The organism is Caulobacter vibrioides, assembly GCF_002310375.3.
GTDB lineage: Bacteria > Pseudomonadota > Alphaproteobacteria > Caulobacterales > Caulobacteraceae > Caulobacter > Caulobacter vibrioides_D.
Genome location: NZ_CP023315.3, coordinates 2895054 through 2920001 on the forward strand (window position 1 = coordinate 2895054; position 24948 = coordinate 2920001).

At 67.7% G+C, this 24948-nt stretch carries 24 protein-coding genes and 1 pseudogene; 8 read left to right on the top strand and 17 right to left on the bottom strand.

Annotated elements, in window-relative coordinates:
• Positions 1–13 precede the first annotated feature (13 nt).
• Positions 14–2014 carry an OPT family oligopeptide transporter gene (locus CA606_RS13685; protein ID WP_096050625.1) on the top strand — a complete coding sequence of 667 codons (2001 nt, stop codon included), beginning with the start codon at positions 14–16 and terminating at the stop codon, positions 2012–2014.
• A gap of 144 nt (positions 2015–2158) precedes the next feature.
• Here CA606_RS13685 and CA606_RS13690 read toward each other — a convergent pair whose 3' ends face one another.
• The 3 genes from CA606_RS13690 to CA606_RS13700 all read right to left on the bottom strand — a co-directional run bounded on the left by CA606_RS13690 (position 2159) and on the right by CA606_RS13700 (position 4152).
• The gene (locus CA606_RS13690; RefSeq protein WP_096050624.1) at positions 2159–2848 is read right to left on the bottom strand and encodes a GNAT family N-acetyltransferase; all 690 of its coding nucleotides are present in this window, start codon (positions 2846–2848) and stop codon (positions 2159–2161) included.
• A gap of 116 nt (positions 2849–2964) precedes the next feature.
• Positions 2965–3171, bottom strand: a complete 207-nt coding sequence (locus tag CA606_RS13695; RefSeq protein WP_012640547.1) for a DUF3126 family protein — start codon at positions 3169–3171, stop codon at positions 2965–2967.
• Between the two features lie 81 nt (positions 3172–3252).
• A complete protein-coding gene (locus CA606_RS13700; protein ID WP_096050623.1) occupies positions 3253–4152 on the bottom strand; it encodes a LysR substrate-binding domain-containing protein in 900 nt (299 codons plus the stop codon).
• A 73-nt stretch (positions 4153–4225) separates the two neighbouring features.
• On the opposite strand from CA606_RS13700, the gene CA606_RS13705 reads away from it, so the two are divergent.
• Positions 4226–4402, top strand: coding sequence for a hypothetical protein (locus tag CA606_RS13705; RefSeq protein ID WP_181242588.1), 177 nt, complete (start codon positions 4226–4228; stop codon positions 4400–4402).
• 134 nt (positions 4403–4536) lie between these two features.
• Here CA606_RS13705 and CA606_RS13710 read toward each other — a convergent pair whose 3' ends face one another.
• The 3 genes from CA606_RS13710 to CA606_RS13720 all read right to left on the bottom strand — a co-directional run bounded on the left by CA606_RS13710 (position 4537) and on the right by CA606_RS13720 (position 6951).
• Positions 4537–5319 carry a glutaminyl-peptide cyclotransferase gene (locus CA606_RS13710; RefSeq protein ID WP_096050622.1) on the bottom strand — a complete coding sequence of 261 codons (783 nt, stop codon included), beginning with the start codon at positions 5317–5319 and terminating at the stop codon, positions 4537–4539.
• Complete coding sequence (gene cysE / locus CA606_RS13715; protein ID WP_096050621.1) at positions 5320–6159, bottom strand: serine O-acetyltransferase; 840 nt, start codon at positions 6157–6159, stop codon at positions 5320–5322.
• A gap of 75 nt (positions 6160–6234) precedes the next feature.
• Positions 6235–6951: an NUDIX domain-containing protein gene (locus tag CA606_RS13720; protein WP_096050620.1), complete on the bottom strand. Its 717-nt coding sequence runs from the start codon at positions 6949–6951 to the stop codon at positions 6235–6237.
• Between the two features lie 4 nt (positions 6952–6955).
• Here CA606_RS13720 and CA606_RS13725 point away from each other — a divergent pair, with 4 nt between their 5' ends.
• Positions 6956–7573, top strand: a complete 618-nt coding sequence (locus CA606_RS13725) for a nitroreductase family protein (protein ID WP_096050619.1) — start codon at positions 6956–6958, stop codon at positions 7571–7573.
• 36 nt (positions 7574–7609) lie between these two features.
• Complete coding sequence (locus CA606_RS13730; protein WP_096050618.1) at positions 7610–7900, top strand: hypothetical protein; 291 nt, start codon at positions 7610–7612, stop codon at positions 7898–7900.
• 8 nt (positions 7901–7908) lie between these two features.
• On the opposite strand, the gene queF is transcribed toward CA606_RS13730, so the two are convergent.
• Positions 7909–8364 (bottom strand): preQ(1) synthase, encoded by a 456-nt coding sequence (gene queF / locus CA606_RS13735; RefSeq protein WP_010920506.1) that lies wholly within the window; start codon positions 8362–8364, stop codon positions 7909–7911.
• 68 nt (positions 8365–8432) lie between these two features.
• Here queF and CA606_RS13740 point away from each other — a divergent pair, with 68 nt between their 5' ends.
• Both CA606_RS13740 and CA606_RS13745 read left to right on the top strand, forming a co-directional pair.
• A complete protein-coding gene (locus CA606_RS13740) occupies positions 8433–9254 on the top strand; it encodes an SDR family NAD(P)-dependent oxidoreductase (protein ID WP_181242589.1) in 822 nt (273 codons plus the stop codon).
• Positions 9255–9499: 245 nt separating this feature from the next.
• Positions 9500–10192 carry a TorF family putative porin gene (locus CA606_RS13745; protein ID WP_096050616.1) on the top strand — a complete coding sequence of 231 codons (693 nt, stop codon included), beginning with the start codon at positions 9500–9502 and terminating at the stop codon, positions 10190–10192.
• Between the two features lie 67 nt (positions 10193–10259).
• Here the strand turns inward: CA606_RS13745 and CA606_RS13750 are convergent, their stop codons facing one another.
• The 3 genes from CA606_RS13750 to CA606_RS13760 form a co-directional block, all read right to left on the bottom strand.
• Complete coding sequence (locus CA606_RS13750; RefSeq protein WP_096050615.1) at positions 10260–11540, bottom strand: CynX/NimT family MFS transporter; 1281 nt, start codon at positions 11538–11540, stop codon at positions 10260–10262.
• Positions 11541–11708: 168 nt separating this feature from the next.
• Positions 11709–14117 (bottom strand): TonB-dependent siderophore receptor, encoded by a 2409-nt coding sequence (locus CA606_RS13755; RefSeq protein ID WP_096050613.1) that lies wholly within the window; start codon positions 14115–14117, stop codon positions 11709–11711.
• Positions 14118–14289: 172 nt separating this feature from the next.
• On the bottom strand, positions 14290–15006 hold the full coding sequence (locus tag CA606_RS13760; protein ID WP_096050612.1) for a GntR family transcriptional regulator: 717 nt from the start codon (positions 15004–15006) through the stop codon (positions 14290–14292).
• Positions 15007–15135: 129 nt separating this feature from the next.
• Here CA606_RS13760 and CA606_RS20145 point away from each other — a divergent pair.
• Positions 15136–15246, top strand: a pseudogene (locus CA606_RS20145) (hypothetical protein); the annotation flags it as partial.
• 2 nt (positions 15247–15248) lie between these two features.
• On the opposite strand, the gene CA606_RS13765 reads toward CA606_RS20145, so the two are convergent.
• Positions 15249–16061: a MetQ/NlpA family ABC transporter substrate-binding protein gene (locus CA606_RS13765; protein WP_181242903.1), complete on the bottom strand. Its 813-nt coding sequence runs from the start codon at positions 16059–16061 to the stop codon at positions 15249–15251.
• A 134-nt stretch (positions 16062–16195) separates the two neighbouring features.
• Between CA606_RS13765 and CA606_RS13770 the strand changes: the two genes are divergently transcribed.
• Positions 16196–16444: a hypothetical protein gene (locus CA606_RS13770; RefSeq protein WP_010920516.1), complete on the top strand. Its 249-nt coding sequence runs from the start codon at positions 16196–16198 to the stop codon at positions 16442–16444.
• A 3-nt stretch (positions 16445–16447) separates the two neighbouring features.
• Here CA606_RS13770 and CA606_RS13775 read toward each other — a convergent pair whose 3' ends face one another.
• The 6 genes from CA606_RS13775 to CA606_RS13800 form a co-directional block, all read right to left on the bottom strand.
• Positions 16448–16795, bottom strand: a complete 348-nt coding sequence (locus CA606_RS13775) for a hypothetical protein (protein WP_181242590.1) — start codon at positions 16793–16795, stop codon at positions 16448–16450.
• A gap of 146 nt (positions 16796–16941) precedes the next feature.
• On the bottom strand, positions 16942–17616 hold the full coding sequence (locus CA606_RS13780) for a methionine ABC transporter permease (protein WP_096050610.1): 675 nt from the start codon (positions 17614–17616) through the stop codon (positions 16942–16944).
• Positions 17613–18611 (bottom strand): methionine ABC transporter ATP-binding protein, encoded by a 999-nt coding sequence (locus CA606_RS13785; RefSeq protein WP_096050609.1) that lies wholly within the window; start codon positions 18609–18611, stop codon positions 17613–17615. Before CA606_RS13785 ends, CA606_RS13780 begins: the two co-directional genes overlap by 4 nt.
• 93 nt (positions 18612–18704) lie before the next feature.
• Entirely contained in the window at positions 18705–20777 is a 2073-nt protein-coding gene (locus tag CA606_RS13790) for an ATP-binding protein (protein WP_096050608.1), read from the bottom strand.
• A 171-nt stretch (positions 20778–20948) separates the two neighbouring features.
• A complete protein-coding gene (locus CA606_RS13795; protein ID WP_096050607.1) occupies positions 20949–23408 on the bottom strand; it encodes a S9 family peptidase in 2460 nt (819 codons plus the stop codon).
• Between the two features lie 201 nt (positions 23409–23609).
• The gene (locus tag CA606_RS13800) at positions 23610–24893 is read right to left on the bottom strand and encodes a Xaa-Pro dipeptidase (protein ID WP_096050606.1); all 1284 of its coding nucleotides are present in this window, start codon (positions 24891–24893) and stop codon (positions 23610–23612) included.
• Between the last annotated feature and the right edge of the window lie 55 nt (positions 24894–24948).

Genomic DNA, 24948 nt, shown 5'->3' on the forward strand with positions numbered 1-24948 from the left:
TCTTTGCTTGGACATGTTCATGGCCGACACGACCGCGCCGCGTACGGAACTCACCCTTCGCGGGGTCCTCCTCGGTATTTTGATCACGCTGGTCTTCACCGCCGCCCAGGTCTATCTGGGCCTCAAGGTCGGCCTGACCTTCGCCACCTCGATCCCCGCCGCCGTCATCTCGATGGCCCTGCTGCGGGCGTTCAAGACCTCGACCATCCAGGAAAACAACATCGTCCAGACGATTGCGTCCGCAGCCGGGACGCTGTCGTCGGTGATCTTTGTGCTGCCGGGCCTGCTGATGATCGGTTGGTGGGCCAATGTGCCGTTCCTGCCGACCTTCGGCGCCTGCGCGGTCGGCGGCATTCTGGGCGTGATGTACACGATCCCGCTGCGCCGAGCCCTGGTGACCAACTCCAACCTGCCCTACCCCGAAGGCGTCGCCGCCGCCGAGGTGCTGAAGGTCGGCACAGGCTCGCGCGAGGGCGCGGCCGAGGGCAAGGCGGGTCTGGTCGCCGTCAGCTGGGGCGCGATCGCCTCGGCCCTGTTCGGCGCCCTGGGCGCGGCCAAGTTGTTCGCGGCCGAGATCGCCGGCTACTTCAAGTTCAAGCTCGGCGCGGCTTCGGGCGCGACCGGGATCGGCGCCTCCAGCTCGCTGGCCCTGATGGGCGCGGGCCACCTGATGGGTGTCACCGTCGGCGTCGCCATGTTCGCGGGCCTGTTCATCGCCTGGGCCATCCTGGTCCCGATCCTGACCGTCGCCACGCCGATGCCCGAGGCCGACGCCGCCACCCACGCCCTCACCGTCTGGAAAACCCAGGTCCGCTTCCTGGGCGCGGGCGTCATCGGCGCGGCCGCCATCTGGACCCTGGCCAAGCTGGTCGGCCCGATCACCTCAGGCCTGAAGTCGGCGCTGGACGCCGCCAAGGCCCGCAAGGCCGGCGGCGCGACCCTGCCCCGCGTCGAGCAGGACATTCCGATCGGCATCGTCGGCTTGGTGTCGGTGCTGCTGCTGGCGCCCGCCGGCTGGTTCCTGGCGCACTTCCTGACGGGCGGTCCGATCGCCCAGCTGACGACGCCGCTGGTGGCCATCGGCATCGGCTACCTCGTCTTCGCCGGCCTCCTGGCCGCCGCGGTCTGCGGCTACATGGCCGGCCTGATCGGCTCGTCCAACAGCCCCGTCTCCGGCATCGCCATCCTGAGCGTGCTGGGCGCTTCGCTGATGGTCGGCATGGTCGGTCGCGGCGTCATCGGTCCTGACGTGACCAAGGCCCTGATCGCCTTCGCCCTCTATGTCACCACCTGCGTCCTGGCCGTGGCCGTGGTCGCCAACGACAACCTGCAGGACCTTAAGACCGGCCAGCTGGTCGACGCCACCCCGTGGAAGCAACAGGTCGGCCTGATCATTGGCGTGCTGTCCGGCTCGGTGGTCATTCCGTTCGTGCTGGAGCTCCTGAACCGCTCGAACGGCTTCGCCGGGGCGCCGAATCTTCAAGCCATCGCCGACGAGCCGCTGGCCGCGCCGCAGGCCACCCTGATCTCGACCCTAGCCAAGGGCGTGCTGGGCGGAAATCTCGACTGGGGCCTGTTGGGCTATGGCGCGCTGATCGGCCTGGCGCTGGTCGCGGTCGACACGATCCTGCGCAAGACCAGCCAGGAACGGCTCAGCCTGCCGCCACTGGGCGTGGGGCTGGCGATCTATCTGCCAAGCTCCGTCACTGCGCCGGTGGTCGTCGGCGCCCTGGCCGGCTGGCTGTTCGAGAAGGTCGTGGCCAAGGACCGCTCGGCCGAGGCGGCCAAGCGCCTGGGCGTGCTGATCGCCTCGGGCTTCATCGTCGGCGAAAGCCTGTTCAACGTGTCCTTGGCCCTGATGATCGTCTCCACCGGCAAGGGCGAGCCCCTGGCCCTGCCCTTCGCGCCCCCCGAGCACGTCGGGATGCTGCTGTCGCTGGCGGCCGCCGCGATCGTGGTGGTCGGCTTCTACCGCTGGGCCCGCAAGGCCGGGGCGAAAGCGATGGAGGCTTAGGGGGCTCTAAGCGCCCCCTCCGTCTCGCCGCTTCGCGTCGAGCCACCTCCCCCGCAAGCGGGGCAGGAGTTTGTGGCTTCCTCCTCCACGCAATGCGGGGGAGGCGTCACGATGCGGATACGCATCGTGACGGAGGGGGCGCTGCTACGCCTCGGCAGGCCGGAGAATCGTGAACATCAGCTCCCGCCGCCCGCGATAGCCCAGCGACTCGTAGAGCCGGATCGCCGTGGTGTTGTCGGTGTAGCTGTGCAGAAAAGCCTTCTCGCCGCGCGCCAGGATCCGGGCGGTGACCTCGCGCAGCAGTCTCGCCGCGTAGCCCTTACCGCGATGGTCGGGATGGACGCAGACGCCGCTGGCCTCGGTGTAGCCGTCCGGGCGCATGCGCTGGCCGGCCATGGCAATCAGTTCGCCGTCCAGCCGCACGCCGATGAAATCGCCCATCTGATGCGTGCGCGAGAAGAACGGCCCAGGCTTGGTCAGGGTCGCCAGAGCCAGCATCTCGGGCCCATCGGCGTCGCCAAGGTCCAGCATGTCGAAGTCGACCTCCCAGGCCGGCGCAACCTCGACCGCCTCCATCTGCAGGCAGACGGCGTTGGAGACCACCTCGGTTCCGGGCACCGGCGGCGTTGCGTCGGGCGCGATCAGGCCCACGGTCCCGTGTTCGCGCACCAGGGCGCCGAGGTCGGCGAGCGCCTCAGGGCCTTCGTCCTCCAGGCCCGCGAACAGGCCATAGTCGGGATGCATCCGAAAGGCGCGCCCGCGCCGGATGGCCAGATGGCTTTGGCGGCCCATCAGGGTCGAACAGACGGGGCGATCGAGAACGTGAAAGGTCATGGCCCCATTCAAGCGGGGCGAGGGTCGGCGATCAACGCCCGACCGGGCCGCAGATACTCAAGATCGCGACCGCCACGCGCCCCGTCGATCCTCGACGGGGCGCGGGCGAGAAAGGCTTAGTCCAGGTCTTCGCCGAGAATGGCCATTTCGAACATGAACGAGCCGTCCTCGTCCTCGTCCTGGAAGACGACGCCGATGAACTCGCCGGCGACTTCGACCTCGGCCGAGTCCTTCTGCTTGGGACGCGGCTTCACCTGGATGTGCGGGTTGCCGAAGGTGCGCTTCAGGTGCTTTTCGAGCTTGGCGACGGTTGTGGCGTCCACGGGGGAATCCTCATTGATGGCTGGGCGCCCGGGGCGCTTGTCCGCGCGAAACTAGCGCCCGCCGCGAGAACGGCAAGCCGCTTAAGGCGGAGAAGGTGTGGACGCTCCTTCCGACAACAGCCAATCCCGGAACAGAACGGCCTGATCGGTGGCCCCGTCGGGGGGCGTGACGGCCACGATCCTGGCCCGCCCGGAGACGAAGCCGAGCGGCGCGACCAGCCGGCCGCTGGCCAGATCGCGCTGCACGAAGGCCCACGGACCGATCGCGACACCCAGGCCGGCGGCCGCCGCCTCGATCATATAGAAATAGTGGTCGAACTCCTGCTCGCTGACCGCCGGCGGCAGGTGATCAAGCTCGAAGTTCCGCGCCCAGTCGGACCAGCTTTCCACGAAGGTTCGTGTCAACAGGCGCGGCATGGCGAAGACCTGTTCCAGGGTCATCGGGCTGGTCGCCAGCTCCGGCGCCATGACCGGCCCGTGATAGTGCTCCATGAACGGCGTGGCCACGGCGTCATAGGTCACGACGGTGTCGGGCGAGCGCATGCGAATGGCCAGGTCGATCCCGTCGGCCTTGAAGTCGAATGGCCCGTTTGACTCCGCCACCCGCACGGGCACATCGGGATGCGCCGCCTGGAAGCGCGGCAGGCGCGGGATCAGCCACTTCATCGCAAAGGTGGGAAGGCACGACACCACCAAGGGCCTTGGCCCCGCCTCGACCGGACGCGGCACGGCCGCCTCGATCTGGTCGAAGGCCGGCGACAGGGCCTGGGCCAGCTTCAGCCCCGCCTGCGTCAGGCGAAGACGCGAGCGTGGCCCCTCGGTGAGGGTCACGCCCAGTTGCTCCTCAAGATGGCGGATCTGGCGACTGATCGCGCCGTGGGTCACGCAAAGCTCGTCAGCGGCCAGGGTCATCCGGCCATGGCGGCCGAACGCCTCGAAGGCGCGCAGGGCGTTCAGCGAAGGCAATTGCCGTCGAGCCATGTGAAGAAACCTCACAGAAGGCCGACCGATAAGTCGTTATCGCCAAGGGCGCAACCGGGGGATAGTCCGCGCCATGCCCTCCATCGCCCCCCGCCCCGCAAGCCGCGCGATCACCTGGCCCCAGATCCTGGCTGTCCTGGCTATCTGGACGGGCGTCATCTACGGCCTGGCGCACCGCGAGGGGCCGGAAGCGGAACAGATCTCTTTGAAGGTGAAACCCGCCCTGACCGCCTGCGCGCCTCAGGGGTGAGCCGCGGGGCCATGCGGATATGAATAGGGCCCCGGCGCGTCACGCAGCCGGGGCCCAGGTCCGCCCACTAGGTCGGGGGGGCGTAGAGGGGCGGACGTGATTTAAACGCCATCGCCCGGACGCGGTTCCCGCGACTAATTCGCTTCGGTCAGCTTTATTTCGAACAGCTTGGGCCACAGCTTGCCGGTGACGAACAGGCGATCGCCGGCGGCGTCATAGGCGATGCCGTTCAGAACGTCGTCACGGTCCCCGCGCACGCCGGCTTCCGGCAGGAGACCGGCCAGTTCGATCCAGCCCTTCACCCGCCCGGTCGCCACGTCGATCCGCGCGATGCGGGTGGTCTGCCAGACATTGGCCAGCAGTTCGCCCTTCACCCACTCCAGCTCATTGAGCTTGGTGACCGGGACACCGTTATCGGTGACCTGGATGCGCCCCGTTTCCTTCAGCGTCTCGGGATCGAGGAAGCGGATGAAGGCGGTGCCGTCGCTCATCATGATCCGCTTGTCGTCGCGGGCCAGCGCCCAGCCCTCGCCGGGATAGTTGAACTCGCCCAGCGTCTCGAAGCTGTCGATGTCGAAGATGAAGCCGACCTGATCGGTCCAGGTGAGCGCATAGACCCGGTTCTTCCAGTCGACGATGCCTTCGCCGAAATAGCGGGAGTCGATGGTGCGCTCGGCCTCGATGGCGCCGGTTTCCAGGTTCCACTTGCGGATGAACGACCGGCCTTGCAGGCCCGTGCTCTCAAAGATGAAGCCGTCGCGATAAAGCAGGCCCTGCGTGAACGCCCGGGTGTCGTGCGCATAGCTCTTCACGACCTTGTAGCCGCCCACCGGGGCGGGAGCGGCCAGCGCGGGCGCAGCCAAACCGATGGCTGCGGCCAGCAACAGGCCGCCGGGGTGACGCGTAACCCGCTTCACTCAGATCTCGTAGCTCGAGGACGAATAGACCGCTTCAGCCAAGGTGTGATCCATGGTCTTGGCGGGCTCTTCACAGGTCGGGCAGTTGACCAGACGCGCGGGCACGCCGGCCGCCGTGCAGTGGGCCGGCACCGGACGCAGCACCACCGAGCCCGAAGCCACCTTGGCGTAGTCGCCGATGGTGATATTGCCCAGCACCTTGGCGCCGGCGCCCAGCAGCACGCCCTTGCCGATCTTGGGGTGGCGGTCGCCGCGCTCGGCGCCGGTGCCGCCCAGGGTCACGCCATGCAGCATCGACACGTCATCGCCCACCACCGCCGTCTCGCCGATGACGATGCCGGTGCCGTGGTCGATGAACACGCCCTTGCCGATCTTGGCGGCCGGATTGATGTCGACCTGGAAGACCTCGCTGGAGCGGCTTTGCAGATAGAAGGCCAGGGTCTCACGGCCCTGGTTCCACAGCCAGTGCGACACGCGGTGCGTCTGTAGCGCCAAGAAGCCTTTGAAGAAAAGGAACGGCTGGACATAGCCCTTGCAGGCCGGATCGCGCTCGAACACCGCCTTGAGGTCGGCCTCGGCCGCCTCGACGATCGACGGGTCGTCCTCGAAGGCGTCGGCGGCGAACTCGCGCGCCGTCATCGCCCGCATTTCCTGGTCGCCCAGCTTTCGCGCCAGCTGGAAGGTCAGGGCGTCGGCGAGGTTGTCATGGCTGAGGATCACCGCATTTAGCAGCGACGCCAGCGCCGGCTCAGCCTTGGCGGCGTGTTCGGCCTGGTTACGCAGGGCGACCCACACCGGTGTTTCGGTGTCGGACGTCACCACTTCGAGGTGCTTCGGCATCGGGCTCTCCCTTTCAGGCGCTCGACGAGCATAGCGCATCTTTTTTAAAAATGCTCCAGCCCAAGCGACAACGCCCTATGCGAGGATCAGAGCAGCCAGGTCGGCCGGCAGTTCGCCTCGCACCGCCATATGGTGCGTTCTCAGCAACAACGCCACTGTAATTGCGTCGGGCATATGGCCTGCGGCCGCCGCGTCCAGCGCCTCGCGGAACGGCACGCGCGCGACGGCGAAGTCTTCGGTCTCGTCCGGTTCGCCCTGCGTGGGGGAAAGACCCATGGCCAGAAAGCCGTAGGCGATCTCGTCGGTGACGGAGTTGGAAAGCTCCAGACGCAGGATCAGCCGCCAGTCGGCGGCTTGCAGTCCGACCTCCTCGGCCAGTTCGCGCTTGGCCCCGTCCAGCGGATCCTCGCCGTGCGGCGCGCCGCCCTCGGGCAACTCCCAGCTGTAGTTGGCCAGGGAAAACCGGTTCTGGCCGACCAGCGTGACCGTGCCGTCGTCGTGCAGCGGCACGATCCCGATCGCCTGGTTCTTGAAGCCGACCTTTCCGTACAGCGCCGGCCGCCCGGTCGGCGCGATGGCCTGATACTCGGTCAGGGTGATCCAAGGATTGTCGTAGACGACCTTGCTGGACGAGACGCCCCAGGGCTTTCCATGCGGCTTGAGCCAAGCGGGCTTGCGGTCAGGTTCGTCGGTCACGGCGCTGATCCCCCATCTAGGCCGCCCTGCGGCCACAGGCCTTGTCGTGGCCGCCCCGCAGCCATAGGTCTGCGACTTACAACGCTTCGGAGACATCGTCTTGGCCGGTTCTGTTCCCCCCGCCCCCGAGTTTGGCCAGACCCTGCCGGTCGAGGCCTCGCCCGAGGTCGTGGCCTTCCTGGCCAAGCGGCGTTCAGCCAGCGCCATGACCTTGACCGCGCCGGGTCCCAATGACGAGCAACTGGGCGAAATCCTGCGGATCGCCGCGCGCGTCCCCGACCATGGCAAGCTAGCACCCTGGCGCTTTATTGTGCTGAAGGGCGAGGCCAAGGACGCCTTCGCCGAACGGATCGCCACGCTCGCCGACAGCCAAGCCAATCCGACCAAGGCGACGGCGGCGCTGCGCAAGCTGACCCGCCCGCCGGTCTGCGTCGCGGTGATCTCCCGGCGCATCCCGGGCGAGATCCCCGAATGGGAGCAGCGCCAGAGCGCCTCGGCGGTCTGCCACCAGATGCTGCTGGCCGCCGCCGCCCTGGGCTGGGGCGCCAACTGGATCACCGACTGGTACAGCTATGACCCGCGTGCGATCGCGATCCTGGGCCTTGCGGACGGCGAACAGGTCGCCGGCTACCTCTATCTCGGCACAACCACCGAGCAGCCGCAGGAACGCGCCCGCCCCGATGTGGCGGCGCTCACCACCGAATGGAGCCCTCGCTAGGGTCGCCGCGTTCGTTCAGAACAACGAGGACACCCCATGGCCAAGCGTAGAGACCCCTGGACGAGCTTGGCCTTCGATTCCTGGTCCCTGGGGATGGAAGCCTCGACCGTGATCGGCCTGCGCGTGATGAAGCTCGCGGCCGGCGGCGCGGCCGCTCAAGCCGAAGCTCAGCTGATGGTCGGCGAGAAGATAGCGACCAGCGTGACCCTGCCGACGCTGGCCATGACCGGCCAGCTGGGCGCATCGGGGCCCGCCATCGCGGCGGGCTCCCTGGCGCATCTACGCAAGAAGGTGCGGGCCAACCGACGGCGGCTGGCCAAGGGTTAGGCGGGCCTTCAGCCCCGGCCGCGATAGGGCGCAACGCCCTGGTCGGGAACCCACAGCCCTTCGGGCGCGGGGCCGGTCTGCCAGAACACGTCGATCGGGATGCCGCCGCGCGGATACCAGTAGCCGCCGATGCGCAGCCAGCGCGGCTGCGCGATCTCGACGATCTTGCGCGCCACCTTGACCGTGCAGTCCTCGTGGAACGAGCCGTGGTTGCGGAAGCTGGTCAGATAGAGCTTCAGCGACTTGCTCTCGATCAGCCAGTCGCCCGGCGCATAGTCGATGACGAGGTGCGCAAAATCAGGCTGGCCGGTGACGGGGCACAGCGAGGTGAACTCCGGCGCGACGAAGCGGGCCAGATAGAGCACGTCGCTCTGCGGATTGGGCACGCGCTCAAGGACGGCGGCCTCGGGGCTTTCGGGCGCGTCGACGACGCGGCCCAGCTGGGTGACGTTCAGATCGGTCATCGGCGCGATTTAGGCCTCCCCGCCTCGCGAGACAAGCGCGTGGCGCCCCGCTACAAGGTCGCAAACAGATGTTCGGGAGAGACGCGATGTTGGGACGGGACTTCGAAGGGTTCACGGTAGTCGTCACCGGCGGCTCCACGGGGCTGGGCCGCGCGATCGCCGTCGAGACCGCCCGGCGCGGCGCGGGCCTTGTCGTGATCAACTTCGCCCGCAGCGCCGAGGAAGCCGAAGAGACCGCAAGGCTCGTCCAGGCCGAGGGGGCCAAGGCGGTGTTGGCGCAAGGCGACGTGTCCAGCGACGAAGACTGCCGCAAGATCGCGGCCGCCGCCGACGCCTCGGGCCGCATCGACGCCCTGTTCAACAACGCCGGCATGACCAAGTTCGCGCCGAACCATGCTGATCTCGACGCAGTCGACGCCGAGGACTTCCTGCGGCTCTATTCGGTGAACGTGGTCGGGGCCTTCCAGATGGTCCGCGCCGCCCGGTCGCTGCTCGAAGCCGCGCCGGCGCCGGGCGCGGTCGTCAACACATCGTCGATCGCCGGCGTGGTCGGCAACGGCTCGTCCGTGCCCTACGCCGCCTCCAAGGGGGCGATGACCACCATGACCCTCTCGCTGGCCCGGGCGCTGGCGCCTCGGATTCGCGTCAACGCCGTCTGTCCGGGCTTTATCGACACGCCGTGGTTCGGAAAGGCGATGGACGCCGAGCGCGTCGATCGCCTGCGGGCCGGAGCCGCCGCCGCGACACCGCTGAAGGTGGCGTCCACGGCCGAGGACATCGCCGGAGCGGCTGTCTTCCTGGCGTCCCCCGCGTCGCGGCATGTGACCGGCGAAACGCTGCTGGTGGACGGCGGTCTGCACCTGGGCGGCGCAAGCCTTTCCATGCGGTAAAGACACAGCCAAGCGCGTTTCGCTTTTCTGGTGCGTGTGGCGCCCCGACGCCAATATTGAAGCAAAATCGTCACACGTCGCCCAAAGTTTAAGCCTGGGGCGCCCTTCTCACTGGCGTTCCACCCCCCTCGATTGCACTTAGGGACGTGTCCCCGACTAATCGGTGGGGGACGCAAATGCGCTTACAGGCGCTGTTGGCGGCCGGGAACCAACCTGGTCGACGACACAGACAAGGGGATAGAACTATGAAAGCCATGAAGATCGCGCTGGCCGCCGCCGCCGCCACCGTCGCCCTCGCGGGCGCCGCCTCGGCCCAGGAGCTGAAGGCCTCCTACAACCTCGGCCTGACCAGCGACTACGTTTTCCGCGGCGTGAGCCAAACCGTGGAAGATCCCGCCATCTCGGGCGGCATCGACCTGTCGTACGGCATCGGCTACGCGGGCGTCTGGGCCTCGAACGTCGACTTCGGCGCCGATGAGCCGACGGCTGAAATCGACTTCTACGCCGGCATCAAGCCGACCATGGGCGACACCTCGTTCGACCTCGGCGTGCTGTACTACGGCTATGTCGACGACAAGGGCCTGACCCCGGGCTCGTACAGCTTCGTCGAACTGAAGGCCGCCGCCTCGCGCGCCTTCGGCCCGGCCACCGTTGGTGCGGCCGTGTTCTACTCGCCGGAATATGCGGGCAAGGGCGGCAGCTCGACCTACGTCGAGATCAACGCCGCCATGCCGGTCGCTGAAAAGCTGACCCTCTCGGGCGCCGTCGGCAACCAGAGCATCAAGAACTACAAGGACTACAGCACCTGGAACCTGGGTCTGGCCTACGCCCTGACCGACAAGCTGTCGGCTGACCTGCGTTACCACGACACCAGCGAGCACGGCCTCGGCAAGATCTATGACAGCCGCGTGGTCGTCAGCCTGAAGGCCGCCTTCTAAGGCGTCCGCCTCAGGGTAGACATCGAAGCCGCCCCGGCTCCCCCGGGGCGGCTTTTTTGTGGATCCGTCAGGCGATAGGCGCGCGGGGCGGGCGCATCGCCAAGACCGCGACGAACACCACGGCGGTGACGGCCGCGAACAGCTCAAAGGTCGGGGTGAAGCTGCCCAGTCGGTCACGCATGGCCCCCGCGATGAACGGCCCCGCCGCCGACACTGCGCCAACCAGACAGGTCAGCGAGAACAGCTCCAGATTGCTCTGGCGGCCATAATAGTTGAGCAGCAGCACTGTTACGGCCAGAACCGTCAGGCCAAAGCCCACGCCTGTCCCGATCGCATAGACCAGCATCAGGGCGGGCGTCGCCGCCTTGGCCAACGCCAGAAGGCCGATCACCAGCATCGCCTGGGCGAACACGAGCAGCCAGCGCGGATCCACCCGGTCTCCCAACGCCCCACCCGCCAGGCGCGCGAGGGTCTGCATCAGGGCCTCGAGACTCAGCATCTTGGCCGCCAAGGCGCCGGCCGCCACGGCCGCCACGCCTGCGGCGACGCCGATCTCGGTCAGGTGCGACACCGACACGCTGGCGACGGTGACCCCGACCAGCAGGTGCGAGAAGTAGGCCGCCACCAGGATGTAGAATTGCGGCGTCCGCAACGCCTGGCGGACGGTCCATTCGTGCGCGGTGCGATAGACGCGCGCATTGGCCGGCGCCTGCCGCGCCGCCTGCTCGACCTCTTCGTCGACCTCGAGCGCAGCGGCCGCCAGCCACTTTGACCCGCCGACCATCAGGGCGCAGCCGCCCCCGACGATGGCGGCCAGAACACCCTGCACCATCCAGAAGGCGCGCCAGTCGCCGCCGCTGGCCTCCATGAGCGTCAGCACCATCCAGGGCCCGGCGGCGCCGCCCAGCGATCCGAAGGTGAAATAGACGCCGAACGGCAGGGCGCGCTGGCGAAACAGGGACGACAGCACGTGCGTGCCCGGGATCAGAGCCGCCATCTGGAAGCCGACGCCACACGCGGCCGCGCCCACATAGTAGCTCAGCAGGCTCTCGGCGTTGGCCAGCCCCACGAAGCCTCCGGCCAGCACCACAGCGCCCACCAGCAAGGTTCCGCGCACCCCGATCCGTCGAATCAGGATCGCCGGCAGCCAGGACGAGGCCCCGGTGAAGACGCCCAGCACCGAAAAGCCCAGGAACGCCTTCTCGAAGCTCCAGTTCAGCTCGCCGATCATGGCCGGCAGCACCACGCCCAGCGAGCCGTAGGTCGAGGCGGTGATCAGGAACAGCAGCAGGCTGAACGCCGCCAGCAAGAGCCAGGGACGGAAGCGGGAGGCGATATCGATCGTCATTCCTTCCTCCTCACCCGTGAAACGGGGGAGGTGGCGCGATGCGGATACGCATCGTGACGGAGGGGGCGTGGTGTGGCGGCTGCGCCCCCTCCGTCACGTCGCCTTTCGGCGCCGCGCCACCTCCCCCGCACGCTTCGCTACGGGGGAGGATGAAACTGTCAGATCGCATCAAAAGGTCCGCTTCAGGGTGGCCCGCCACTCGCGCCCCTTGCCGGGCAAGGCGCCGAGATTGGCGTAGGTGTCGGCGTCCGGGGTGAAATAGAACGTGTCGAACAGGTTATCGACATTGACCGACAAAGTGTAAGGCCCCTGGCTGACGAAAGCCGACGCATTGACCACTTCATAGGCCGGATAGCGCACCGCGTTCTGCACCGTGCCCGCTGTACGGCCCACATGGCTGACGCCCACCGTCGCCCCGGCCTTGCCCCAGTCATAGCCTTTGCTGGTGTAGGTCCCGTAGAGGCTGAGCACCGACTTTGGCGTCAGGGTGTAGGCGTAGTCGCCGCTGCGCCCCGGCAGGCCCGCGAAGCTCCAGACGACATAAGAGCCGCCATAGGCCTGGGGCCCCGGCACGCCGGCGGTATAGGCGGGGATGTACTGGAACGAGGTGTCCGGCCCCTTGATCGTCGTGCGCTGGCTGTTGCCGGCGAAGGTGAAGGATAGCCGCTCCGATGCCAGCCAGCGCACCTCCAGCTCCACACCCTTGGCCCGCGTGCCCTGCACGGTGGGCGGGGCGATGGCGCCGGTGATCTGGGTGCGGTTCTGGCGATAGGCCGCCAGCGAGCCGATCAGGGTCCCGCGCAGCAGCTGGAACTTCACCCCGGCCTCGGCGAGGTCGGAGCTAGAGAGCCACGAGCCGTCGGCCACCAGACCCGGCGCGATGTCGCCGCCCTGGCTCATCTCCAGCGCCGCGGCCTTGGCGTAGCTGGCGTAGGGCATCAGGCCGATCGGCAGCTTGTAAGTCAGGCTGGCGTTCCAGGTCGCCTTGTTGCGATCCGCCGTCTTGCGGCCCGTGACGGTGTAGCTGAGGAAGCCGGTGTCCTGGCTTTCGACGCTGTAGCGATCCCAGCGCCCGCCCAGGATCAGGTTCAGCCGGCCGATGTCGATGTCGGAGGTGACGAAGACGCCGGTCTGTTTCCAGGTCGAGCGGTTGTCGTTCTCCCACTTCAGGCCGACGCCGCCGGGCTCGTCGTCGAACGGGCTGTCGATGATGTCGGTCGGCGTGGCGCCAAAACTGATATCGCGGCGATCCAGGGCGATCATGCCGCTGTTGTAGCTTTCGCGCCGGCGCCCTTCGAACCAGCGGTGCGAACCGCCGACCAGGGTGCGCGCGCTGGCCGCGCCGAGGGTGGTCGGGAAGGCATAGGTCAGGCGGACTTCGCTGACCTTGGCGTCGATCGCCGACGGATAGCCGTAGGAGACGTAGCGCTTGTTGTCCTGGCGGTCGTGGAACAGCTGCAGCTTCAGCGCGCGATCCTCGCCCAGGTCCTTGGCCAGGTCGAAATACAGCGTCTGGGTGTCGGTCTTCGAGAAGTCGGCGGGGCTGATATAGACCGTGCGGCGGTCAAGCTTGGTGGTCTCTACGCCGACGTCCAGCGTGTGGACCGCGTCGGTGCTGAAGAAGCCGTAGTACGGGATGTAGAGCGCGCTGGCGAAGGGATAGAAGCCCACCTCGTTGGGCGTCAGGCGGCCATTGCCGTCAGCGTCCTTCAGCGTCGTGTCGCGACCGGTAATGTAGGTGCGGTTGTCGATCAGGTCCTGAGTCAGGCGGTTCCAACCGGGCGTCTGCACATCGCCCTTAGAGCGGAACAGCATGCCGCCGAACGCGGTGCTCCAGCCCTCGCCCAGATCGAAATCAGCCGACAGCTCCAGCGTCTGGTGACGCGGATAGACGCCCTTGTAGAAGCTGTGGCTGTCCTCGGCCTCGCCGTAGACATAGACCCCGCCCTCAGCGCCGCCCAGGCTCACCGGCGCGCCGAACTGGGCGGTGAGCAGCTTCTTGTTGTAGCTGCCGACGGTAGCGGTGACCTCCCCTTCCGGTCCGGCCAGGAACCGGCCTTCGTCCCGGGCGGACTTGGGGATAAAGTTGACCAGGCCGCCGACCTTGCCCGCGCCATAAACCGGCGTCGGCGGGCCGCGCAGGATCTCGATGCGCGCCGCCCCGCCGATCGGCGTCGAATAGGTGCCCCGGTTCTCCACGCGCTTGAAGCCGCGGAAATAGTTCTCGGCCAGGGTGCCGCGAATGTTCAGCGAGCCGGGCACGCCATAGAAGCTGGCCGTATGCGTGCCGGGCGCGACCTTGGTGGCGCCGTCCAGGGTCAGAACGCCATAGCGCTCCAGCGTCAGGTCGCTGACCAGGCTGGCCGAGCGCGGCGTCTCGATCAGCGGCTTGTCGATCCCGAACACCGTCTGGCTGGGCTGTTTCTCCAGCAGGCCCGCCTTGTCGCGCGCCACGATCACCACCGCATCGACGCGGTCGGACAACTGCCCGCCGGCCAGGGCCGGCGAGGCGGCGGCCAGGGCCAGCAGGCTGGCGGACAGAAGAATGCGCTGAGACGACATGGATCGAGCCTTCACCGCGCCGGGCCAAGGATCCCGGCGGTCACGGCTCGATATCTGGGGATGTCTTGACCTTCGTCAAAATGCCTTCTGACATTTCAGAGGAAATTATGATGGAGGTGTGACCCGAATGCTGCAGCTTACGTAAAGGGAATGATGACCGTGGCGACCTGGCGCGGAGACTTGCGATCTAGGATCGAGCGCCGGCCTCGGGCTGGACATCCAGAATCCGTAGCATCGCCCGCCGCGAGCCCTCGACGTCGCCGCTGGCGATGACCCGCGCGACCTGCCGATGCTCCTCGATCTCGTCCAGCAGCTCCTGTTCAGACGCGCCATTGAACGAGAACACCCAGAAGCGGGCGGCCTTGTGCTGCAGGGGGATGAGGATGCGGGCCAGGGCCAGGTTGCCCGAGGCGCGCGCGACGGCGGCGTGGAAGCGCAGGTCCATCGCCACCAGGGCCGGCAGATCGCAGGTCCGCGCGGCCGCCTCCCCGTCGGCGAAGACGTCGTACATCGCCTGGGCCTCGGCCTTGCTGGCGACCTTGGCGGCCAGTTGCGCGCAATGCGGCTCGATCAGCACGCGCGCCTCATAGCCCTGCCGCAGCTCCACTAGGTCCAGCGGCGCGACCGTGGTGCCCGAACGGGCGCGGCGTATGATCAGCCCCTCCAGGGCCAGGCGTCCCAGCGCGTCGCGGACGCCCGCCAGACCCGTGTCGTAGTGCGCGGCCAGCGACTGCTCGTCCAAACGAGCCCCGGCAGGCAGTTCGCCCAGGATCAGGTCCAGCAGGATCCGCTCATAGACCTTGGTCTTCTGCAGCTCGGGCGCCCAGTCTTCCAGGCCCGAGGAGTTGGCGACATCCAGCACCAGACGACGTCCGGCGGGCGATTTCAGCGACGGCGAGGCCATGAGCGATCCGAAAGCGACGGGCGCTGATAGGTAGGGTGAAATGTCAGAGAGCGCCAGATGATCCTCTCCTTGAGGGAGAGGCGTCGTTTCCGGCTTTCGCCGCCTTGGCGGACAGTTCCAAAATCCTCCCCCCCAAGGGGGAGGAGGCCGAAGGCCGGAGGGGGAAGTGCTGCCGAGCCGGCCTCTTCCCCCTCCGTCGGCTTCGCCGACACCTCCCCCGCTAGGGGGAGGATTGGTCCGCCCTAGAACGCCGGCACCACCGCGCCGGCGTACTTCTGCGCGATGAACGCCTTGACCTCGGGCGAGGTCAGGGCGGCGGCCAGTTTCTTGACGCGCGGGTCGTCCTTGTTGTCCGGACGGCCGACCAGGTAGTTCACGTACGGGCTGGTCTTGTCCTCGATGATCAGGGCGTCCTTGCTGGGGTTCAGCTTGGCGTCGAGGGCGTAGTTGGTGTTGATCACCGCCAGATCGACCTGGTTCAGCACCCGCGGCAGGGCCGGCGCCTCCAGCTCCTTGAACTTCAGGTTCTTCGGGTTGCTGGTGATGTCGCGCAGGCTGGTCAGCGGGTTCTTGGGGTCCTTGATGGCGATGACGCCGTTCTTGGCCAGCAGGATCAGGGCGCGGCCCTCGGTCGAGGCGTCATTGGGGATGGCGATCGTGGCGCCGTTCGGAACCTCGGCGATCGACTTCCACTTGGCCGAATAGGTCCCGATCGGCTCGACGTGGACGCCCTGCAGCGGGATCAGGTTGGTGCCCTTGTCGCGGTTGAAGCTCTCCAGATACGGCAGGGTCTGGAAGTAGCTGACGTCGATACGCTTTTCGGCGACCTGGGTGTTGGGCTGGACGTAGTCGTTGAACACCTTGATCTCGATGTTCAGGCCCTGCTCGGCCAGCTTTGGCTTGATAAACTCCAGCACCTCGGCGTGCGGCACGGCGGTGGCCGCCACGGTCAGGGTGTTGGGATCGCTGGCCTTGGGCGCCTTGGGGCCGCACGCCGCGACAGACATGGCGGCGAGGCCGAGGACGAGAATAGCGCGGCGGGCGACCATGAACAGCTCCACAAGACGATCTGAGAGGTAGGGTTTTGCCTGCTCGGGCTTGGCGAGGGAAATCAGATTTCCTGAGGCGATCCCGAGCCCCGGCCCCAGGATCGCTTGACGTTACGAGCAAACAGGTCGCCTGGATGGGGATGGCCAAAGAAACCGTCCACATCGTGCAAGCCTATGTCGCCGGACGCGGCAAGGGCCTGAAGGCCGAGCAGCAGATCGGTTGCAAGACGGCCGAAGAGGCGCGGCGTAAGGCCGAACGGCTGGCGCCCCTGCGCGAGGGGGTCGTGGCGTTCTCGGCCACCGCCGACGTCGAGCTGGGCGACTATGACGAAAACCCCGACATCCTGTTCAAGGCCGGCCGCCTGCCCTTCCCGTTCGACCAGGCCTGAAGCCTAGATTTCCTCGTCCAGGTCGTTGGCGACCTCCGGCGCACCATGGATGATCCAGCTGGCGACGAAGTCGGGCTTGTCGCCCGCGAGGCTGGTCACGCCCGCCTCGGCCTTCTGGATCGCCGAGGTCTGGGGCGGCAGGGTGTAGGTGTCGCCGTCGTGCTCGCCCAACAGGTCCAGCACGATGCCCTCGTGCTCGGTGGCGTCGATCACCACGCCGAAGAACTGCTGTCGCTCCTGCACCTCGCCGTCGTCGTCGAGGAAGGTCAGGTTCATCAGCAGGGTCTTGCCCAGCAGGGTCGCGGCGAAGGCGGTGTCCCAGTGGGAATCGGTGTGAGCGTGTTCCGTCAAGTTTGTCCTGCCTTCCACCTTAAACCTACAGCGCCCTGCGTCCTTCGAGGCCCGCTGCGCGGGCGCCTCAGGATGAGGGCTTCAGTGCAGAGTGTTCCTCATCCTGAGGTGCGCGCTCGTGAGCGCGCCTCGAAGGACGCACCGCGCTACCGACGCGACACCTTCCGCACCACCGCATCGCCGATCATCTGCAGCACCTGCACCAGCACCAGCATCAGCACCACAGTGACGACCATCACGTCGGTCTGGAAGCGCTGATAGCCAAAGCGGATGGCCAGATCGCCCAGGCCGCCAGCCCCGACCACGCCCGCCATGGCGGTGTAGGAGACCAGGGCCACAGCCGTCACCGTCGCGGCGGCCACAAGGCCCGGCAGGGCCTCGGGCAGCAGTGCGCCCAGCACCACCTGACGCCGCTTGGCGCCCATGGCGAAGCTGGCCTCGATGACGCCCTTGTCGACCTCGCGCAGGGCGGTCTCCACGAGGCGCGCGAAGAACGGCGCTGCGCCCGCCACCAGGGGCGGGATCGCCCCGGCCACGCCTAGAGAGGTGCCGACCAGGGCCACGGTCAGCGGGATCATCACGATCAACAAGATCACAAACGGCACCGAGCGCAGGATGTTGACCAGCAGCGACAGCGCGCCATTGGCCAGAGGGTTCTCCAGCATCTGGCCCTTGCCGGTCAGGAACAGGATCACGCCGAGCGGCAGGCCCACCGCCACGGTCAGCACCATCGAGCCGCCCAGCATGGCCAGGGTGTCCAGCGTGGCCTGGCCGATCTCGCTCCAGTCGACATTGGCGAAGGTCATGGTCGAGGCGCTCATTGGGCGGTCTCCCCGGAAAGCTCATCCACGCGCACGCCGGCGGCCTGGAACTGGGCGATGGCGGCGGCGACGTCGCCGCCCGTCAGGGCCAGGGTCAGCTGGCCATAAGGCGTCTCGCGCAGGCGATGGATGCGGCCGCCCAGGATCGAATAGTCGACGCCGGTGGCGCGGGCCACCTCGCCCAGCACCGGCTTGTAGGTCGCCTCGCCCTTGAAGGTCAGGCGCACCAAGCGCCCGCCGACGCCCGGCGCGGCCGTCACATCGCCCTCGGCCTCGCGCACGAAGCGGCGGGCCGTGTCGCTGGCCGGGTGCAGGAACACCTCTTCCACGGCGCCCGCCTCCACCACGCGGCCGGCGTCCAGCACGGCGACGCGATCGCAGACGCGGCGGACCACATCCATCTCGTGAGTGATCAGTACGATGGTCAGGCCAAGCTCGCGGTTCAGACCCGAGACCAGGTCGAGGATCTGTTCGGTCGTCTCGGGATCCAGCGCGCTGGTGGCCTCGTCGCACAGCAGGACCTTGGGATTGGTGGCCAGGGCGCGGGCGATGCCGACACGCTGCTTCTGACCGCCCGACAGCTGGGCCGGATACTTGCCGGCGTGTGCCGACAGGCCGACGCGCTCGAGCAGTTCGGCCGTGCGCGCCTTGACCTCGGCGGCGGGCCGACCGGCCAGCTTCAGGGGAAAGGCGACGTTCTGAGCGACCGTCTTGCCCGACAGCAGGTTGAAGTGCTGGAAGATCATGCCGACCCGGCGGCGCAGGGCGCGCAAGCCTTCGACACCCTGCGCAGCGACATCGTCGCCATCCACCACCACCCTGCCGGACGTTGGCGTTTCAAGACCGTTGATCAGCCGGATCAGGGTGGACTTGCCCGCGCCCGAGGCGCCGATCACCCCGAACACCTCGCCCGCGTTCACCGACAGCGTAACCTCGCGCAGCGCAGGGGGCGCGCCCTGAGCGTAGGTTTTAGAGACGTCCTGGAAGGTGATCACGCGGCCAAGTCCAAGCAGGGTTTCGGGCGGCCGAACGCCGCAAGCCGCCCGATTTAGGCGTTTGCCCGGCAAAGGTGAAGGGAAACCGCCGTATCAGCGCGTCATCACCTGGCTTATGCCGTCTAGCAGGGCTCCGACCGAAACGGGCTTGGCCAGATGCAGGTCAGCGCCCGCCGACAGCGCCTCCTGGCGATGACTGGCCATGGCGTTGGCGCTGAGCATGATGATCGGCGTCCGCGCCGCCTCCCCCTCCTGGGCGCGGATGGCCCGGGTCGCGGCCAGGCCGTCCATCACCGGCATCTGCATGTCCATGAGGATGACGTCGAAGGATTCGGACGCCATGGCCGCCACGGCCTCGGCGCCGTTCTCGACGACGGTCACATCGGCGCCGCAAGGCTCCAGGATCAGCTGCACCACGCGCTGGTTGATCGGATGGTCTTCGGCCAGCAACACCTTCAACCCCTCGTTCCAGACGCCCGCGCCGGGGCGATCGCTATCGACCTCCTGCGCGAGGTCGGCCCGGCTCAACGGCAAGACGACCCTGAAGAGGCTGCCGGCGCCGGGACTGGAGCGCGCGGTGATGTCGCCGCCCATCATCTCGACCAGACTCTTGCTGATCGACAGGCCCAAGCCCGACCCACCGAAACGGCGCGTGATCGTACCGTCGGCCTGACTGAAGCGCTGGAAGATCATGTCGGCCTTGTCGGCGTCGAAGCCCACACCGGTATCCTCGACCTCGACGCAAAGGCGCGGCGCCTGACCCTCGCCCGTCTCTGTCACATCGACCCGGACGGTCACCTCGCCCTGATCGGTGAACTTCACCGCGTTGGACAGCAGGTTGCTCAGAATCTGGCCGATCCGCACGCTGTCGCCCAGAAAGCCCCCGCTCGCGGCCGGACTGCGCTCCAGGCGCACCCTCACGCCCTTGTCCTTGGCGCGCAGCCGCGTGACATCCAGGAGCCCGTCCAGCAGAGCGCCCAGATCGAAGGCGTGCGTCTGGATGGCGATTTGGCCGGCCTCGATCTTCGAGACGTCAAGGATGTCGGACACCAGCCGCTCCAGGGTCTCGCCCGAGCGCCGGATCATATCGACCATCTCCGCCTGCTTGGCTGAAAGCGGCGTCTCAGAGAGCGCGGCGGCGATAGCGATGACGCCGTTCAGCGGCGTGCGGATCTCGTGACTCATATTGGCCAGGAAGTCGTTCTTGGCCCGGTTGGCGGCCTCGGCGGCGTCGCGCGCCTCGGCCATCTCGGCCTGGATCCGCAGCCGCTCGGTGACGTCGCGCGCCACGCCAAACACCAGGTCATCGCAACGCCGGGCGCGCCATTCCAGCTGGCAGTAGCCGCCGTCGGCGCGCCGGTAGCGGTTCACAAAGCCGTTGACCTCACCCAAGGTGTCCGCCCGCTCCATGTGAGCGTGGGTGATCGCAAGGTCGTCGGGGTGCAGCAAAGGCAGGAAGCTGGCGCCTTCCAGGGCCTCGACCGGATAGCCCAGGACCGTCTCCCAGGCCTGGTTCACCTTGACGAACCGGCCCTGCATGTCGCGGATACAAAGCAGGTCGGCCGAGACGTCGAAGAAGTTGGCGAGGTTCCGCGCCGTCTCCAGGGCCTGTTCGGCCAGAGCCCTCGCCCGCGCCTCGCTGGCCGCCAGCTCCTTCTCGGCGCGGCGTCGATCGATGGCGAACGCCGCCATCTGGGCGGCGGCCTCGATGAAGGCGATGTCTTCCTTGTTGGGCGAGCTGATCTCGCGATGATAGATCGCGAAGGTGCCGGCCACCGCGCCGTCGGACGTCTTGATCGGCTCGGACCAGCAGGCGGCCAAGCCCGCCTCCGCCGCCAGATCCTGATAGCCGACCCAAAGCGGACTGGACTGGATGTCATCGACGGTCACCCGGCGCCCGAGATAGGCCGCCGTCCCGCAGGAGCCGACCGACGGGCCGATCTCAACGCCCTCGATCGCCTCGTTGTAGAAGCTTGGCAGGCTGGGCGCCGCGCCCTTCACCAGCCGGCGGCGATCGGCGTCGAGCAGCAGGATGCTGCAGAGGATTTTGGGGTCCTCGGCCTCCACGGCCTGGACGATGGCCTTGAGCGCCAGCGCCAGAGGTTTGCCGCCGGCGATGAGATTCATCGTTCGCCGAAAGGCGCGGTGGGCGGTCGTTCGACTCATGGTGGTGTCTCCGAGCGCTGACCTTGCCACGAGCGGCGAGATCGGGCGATCGGATCCGAGCCTCGAAGCCCCCACAGGGGCGCGACACAACGGCGCGGATACGGCCGTCCTGTGTCCTTCCCGCTCGAATGGGGCCCGCCCCGCCATGTCTGCGGCGGGGCGGGATCCGTCTTACTTGGCCTCGCGCTTGGGCGCGTTCTTCACGTACTTGTCCATCCACTCGGCCATTTCCCACAGGGTGTGACCGGTGGACTCGCGCGCACGATAGCCGTGGGCTTCGTTGGGCAGGGTCACGTAGCGGACCGTCGCGCCAGCGCCCTTCAGCGCCGCATAGAAGCGCTCGCTCTGCACCGGGAAGGTGCCCGAGTTGTCGTCGGCCTCGCCGTGGATCAGCAGGATCGGGTCCTTGATGTTCGGGGCGTAGGTGAACGGGCTCATCTTCGTATAGGTGTCGGTCGCCTCCCAGTAGGTGCGCTGCTCGGCCTGGAAGCCGAACGGCGTCAGGGTGCGGTTATAGGCGCCCGAGCGGGCGATGCCGGCCCGGAACAGACGCGTGTGAGCCAAGAGGTTGGCGGTCATGAACGCGCCATAGCTGTGGCCGCCCACGGCGATCCGGTCACGATCGGCGACCCCCATGGCCACCACGGCGTCCACCGCGGCCTTGGCGTCGGCGGTCAGCTGCTCGATATAGGTGTCGTTGGGCTCGGCGCCGTTCTGGCCGATGATCGGGAACGCCGGGTTGTCGAGGATGGCGTAGCCCTGGGTCAGCAGGAACAGGTGGCTGGAGCCGCCCGGCCGGGTGAAGCGGTTGCCCTCGTCCACCGTCTGGCTGGCCACGGCCGCGTCGGTGAACTCGGCCGGATAGGCCCACATCAGCAGCGGCAGCGGGCCGTCCTTGGCCTTGTCATAGCCCGGCGGCAGGTAGAGCACGCCCGACAGGGTCACGCCGTCGGCGCGCTTGTAGGTGATCGTCTGCTTGGTGACGCCGGCGAACTGCGGGGCGCGGTCGGGGAAGCTGGTCAGGGCCTTGGCCTTGGCGCCCGAGGCGACGGCGTGGATGTAGTAGTTCGGCTGCTCCTTGGCGCTTTCGCGGCGCGTGATCACCGTCTTGCCTGCGTCGTCGGCGAGGGCGACCGGCACCTGATAGTACGGCGCCTGGGCTTGCCAGAGCTTGGTCACCTTGCCGTCGGCCAGCGCCATGCGACCCACGAACGGGAACTCGCCCTTGGCAGAGGCGCCGTCGCCGGCCACGAACACCGACTTGCCGTCCGGCGTGAAGTGCAGCAGGTCCTCGCCCTTGGCGTCGCGACGGGTCAGGACGCGGCCCGGATCGTTGTAGCGGTCCTGATAGTTGCGATCGACGACCACCCGGCCCGTCCCAGGCTTGGATGGATCGATGGCGATGAGCTTCTGATTGCGGGTCTGCCACCAGCGGCTGGTCACCAGAGCCAGATCATCACGGCCCCACTCGATGCCGCGATAGCGCTGCTCCAGGTCGATCAACTTGGTCGGCGCACCGGCGAAGGGCGCGGCCTGCATGAAGACGCTGTCGTGGATCGCCACCTTCTTGCGCGGCTCGCCGCCGTCCTGGGCCTCGGCCCAGACCAGGGTGGCGGGCGCGTCGGCGCGCCACGAGACGGAGCGCACGCCGGTCGGCACGGCGTCGAAGGCGGCGGGCAGGTTGTCGGTCAGCGGGCGGTCGACCAGGGTCTTCACCGGCTGGCCGTCGATCGTCGAGACCGCGATCTCGGTCGGGAACTGGCTGGCGGGGACGAGGTAGCTGTAGGGACGCTTCAGACGGTTGGTCAGCACGTACTTGCCGTCGGGCGAGACGCCAAAGCCCGAGATGACGCCCGGCTTGCCCACGGCGGTCGTCTTGCCGTCGGCCAGGTCCACGCGGGTCAGCTGCGAGGTGAAGTAATAGTCGAACAGCGCCTCGTCATGGGCGTTGGTCAGCAGGTCCTGATAGGTGCGGATGGCGGCCGTGCGGCCCTTGGATTCCTGGATGGTCGGCCCCGTGGGCGTCAGGTCCTTGGCCGGCGGCGCGCCGCGGCCGGCCACCACGGCCTGCACCAGGAAGCCCGAACCGTCCGGCAGCCAGTCGTAGCCGGCGCCGAATACGCCGTTCAGCGCGACGTCCGAGGCCTTCCGCGCGGTCGCGGCCTTCACATCCACGACCCACAGTTCAAGGCCGTTCTTGGCGTCCATGACGAAGGCCATCTTGCCGCCGTCCGGCGACCAGCTGGGCGCCAGGAAGCGCGCGCCGGCCGGCAGGGCCACGGAACGGACCTTGCCGGTCGCCACGTCCTGGAACGACAGGGCGTTCATCCAGGCGGCGCGCGCCTCGATCGGACCATTGCTGCGCGGATTGATACGGAAGCCGCCCAGCCGCACGATCGGCTCGGACACGGCGGCGATCGAGGGCAGGTTCTCGCGGCCCAGCTGCGCCAGAACCTTGCGGTCGGGGCTGACAGCGACGCTCGGCGTCGGGGCCGCGTCCAGGATCTGGGCGATCGGCGCGGGCGGCGCCTTGTAGACGTCGGCGGCCAGAGCCGCGCCCGAGGACAGCGCCGCGATGGCGACCGAGGCGGCCAGCGCGATCGCCCGGCGCCGGAAGGAAGTCTGCAACATGGAAAGCCCCTCACCTGAAACGCGCGCCCTGATCCGGCGCATCAATCGGGGGGCATGATTATGCAGGCGCAAGGCCTAAGGAAACCGATTTCAGTCGCTCTCAGGCGTAAAACACGCCATCTGCACACCATTTTTTGCGTAGAAGCGTAGAATTCGATTTCCCCGGCGCCACATCGTGTCACCGGGGAAATCTGACGAGGCCTACGGCTTGCGGACCACCGCGCCGCCCTTCATCACGAAGACCGGCTTTTCCAGCGTGGTGACGTCCGCGAGCGGATCACCCGCCACCGCGATCATGTCGCCATAGCGCCCCACGGCCACCTGCCCGACATCCTTGCTGCGGCCCAGGGCCTCGGCGGCGGTCAGGGTCGCCGACTGGATCGCCTGCAGGGGCGTGGCGCCATAACGGACCATCACCGCGAACTGCTTGGCGTTGTCGCCGTGCGGATAGATGCCAGCGTCAGTGCCATAGACCATCTTCACCCCGGCCTTCAGCGCCTTGCGGAAGTTCTCGCGCTGGAGCTCGCCGATGTCGCGGTCCTTGCGCAGGTTGTCTTCCAGCACGCCGTTCTTCTTGCCCTCGGCCTGGGTGTAGTCGGTGTTGTAGATGTCCATCGAGAAGTAGGCGCCCTTCTGGACGGCCAGCTTGACGCCCTCGTCGTCGACCAGGCTGGCGTGCTCGATGGTGTCGACCCCGGCCCGCACCGCCTCGCGGATGCCCGAGGCGCCGTGGGCGTGAGCGGCGACCTTGATGCCGGCCATGTGCGCCTCGTCGACGACCGCCTTGATCTCCTCATAGGTCATCTGCTGCTGGCCCGGCTCGTTGCCGCGCGAGAAGACCCCGCCCGTGGCGCAGATCTTGATCACCTGGGCGCCGTACTTCTTCAGCGTCCGCACGGCCTTGCGCGCCTCGTCGGGGCTGTCGCTGTTGAAGGGATTCTTCTGGTCCATCGACGGCGGCAGGAAGGTCGAGTCGCAGTGGCCGCCGGTGGCGCCGAACGAGATGGCGGCGGTGACGATCCGGGGACCGGGCACATAGCCCGCATCGATCGCCTCGCGCAGGCCCACATCGTCATAGTCGGCGGCGCCGACATTGCGCACGGTCGTAAAGCCCGCCTCCAGCGTCTTCTTGGCGTTGGCGGTCTGCACCACGCTCCAGAAGCGGTCGCTGTATTCAAGGCCGTTGTAGCCGCCGATCTCGGCCAGGCTGTCGAGGTGCACATGCATGTCGATCAGGCCCGGCAGCAGGGTCGCGCCTGGCAGGTCGATGGCGGTGGCGCCGGCCGGAACCGCGTCGCCCTTCTTGCCAACGGCGGTGATGCGCCCGTCGGTGACGATGACCAGGGGATTGTCGACATACTTGCCGCTCGCCACATCGAGCAGCCGCGCGGCGCTGACCGCCTTGACCTCCGCCGCGCTCGCCGCGCCCGCCAAGGCCACCGCCGCGCCCGTCATCAGCGCCGCGATCCTGATCCCCTTACGCATGTCACCGTCCCCATCAAACTTGAGCCGCAGACGCTAGCACGCGGATCGATCCCGT

Excerpts from the sequence above, each read along its gene's own strand:
- CA606_RS13685 (WP_096050625.1), top strand. The coding sequence starts at position 14 with ATGTTCATGGCCGACACGACCGCGCCGCGTACGGAACTCACCCTTCGC.
- CA606_RS13690 (WP_096050624.1), bottom strand. The coding sequence starts at position 2,848 with ATGACCTTTCACGTTCTCGATCGCCCCGTCTGTTCGACCCTGATGGGC.
- CA606_RS13700 (WP_096050623.1), bottom strand. The coding sequence starts at position 4,152 with ATGGCTCGACGGCAATTGCCTTCGCTGAACGCCCTGCGCGCCTTCGAG.
- CA606_RS13705 (WP_181242588.1), top strand. The coding sequence starts at position 4,226 with ATGCCCTCCATCGCCCCCCGCCCCGCAAGCCGCGCGATCACCTGGCCC.
- cysE (WP_096050621.1), bottom strand. The coding sequence starts at position 6,159 with ATGCCGAAGCACCTCGAAGTGGTGACGTCCGACACCGAAACACCGGTG.
- CA606_RS13720 (WP_096050620.1), bottom strand. The coding sequence starts at position 6,951 with ATGTCTCCGAAGCGTTGTAAGTCGCAGACCTATGGCTGCGGGGCGGCC.
- CA606_RS13730 (WP_096050618.1), top strand. The coding sequence starts at position 7,610 with ATGGCCAAGCGTAGAGACCCCTGGACGAGCTTGGCCTTCGATTCCTGG.
- queF (WP_010920506.1), bottom strand. The coding sequence starts at position 8,364 with ATGACCGATCTGAACGTCACCCAGCTGGGCCGCGTCGTCGACGCGCCC.
- CA606_RS13740 (WP_181242589.1), top strand. The coding sequence starts at position 8,433 with ATGTTCGGGAGAGACGCGATGTTGGGACGGGACTTCGAAGGGTTCACG.
- CA606_RS13745 (WP_096050616.1), top strand. The coding sequence starts at position 9,500 with ATGAAAGCCATGAAGATCGCGCTGGCCGCCGCCGCCGCCACCGTCGCC.
- CA606_RS13750 (WP_096050615.1), bottom strand. The coding sequence starts at position 11,540 with ATGACGATCGATATCGCCTCCCGCTTCCGTCCCTGGCTCTTGCTGGCG.
- CA606_RS13760 (WP_096050612.1), bottom strand. The coding sequence starts at position 15,006 with ATGGCCTCGCCGTCGCTGAAATCGCCCGCCGGACGTCGTCTGGTGCTG.
- CA606_RS13770 (WP_010920516.1), top strand. The coding sequence starts at position 16,196 with ATGGCCAAAGAAACCGTCCACATCGTGCAAGCCTATGTCGCCGGACGC.
- CA606_RS13780 (WP_096050610.1), bottom strand. The coding sequence starts at position 17,616 with ATGAGCGCCTCGACCATGACCTTCGCCAATGTCGACTGGAGCGAGATC.
- CA606_RS13790 (WP_096050608.1), bottom strand. The coding sequence starts at position 20,777 with ATGAGTCGAACGACCGCCCACCGCGCCTTTCGGCGAACGATGAATCTC.
- CA606_RS13795 (WP_096050607.1), bottom strand. The coding sequence starts at position 23,408 with ATGTTGCAGACTTCCTTCCGGCGCCGGGCGATCGCGCTGGCCGCCTCG.
- CA606_RS13800 (WP_096050606.1), bottom strand. The coding sequence starts at position 24,893 with ATGCGTAAGGGGATCAGGATCGCGGCGCTGATGACGGGCGCGGCGGTG.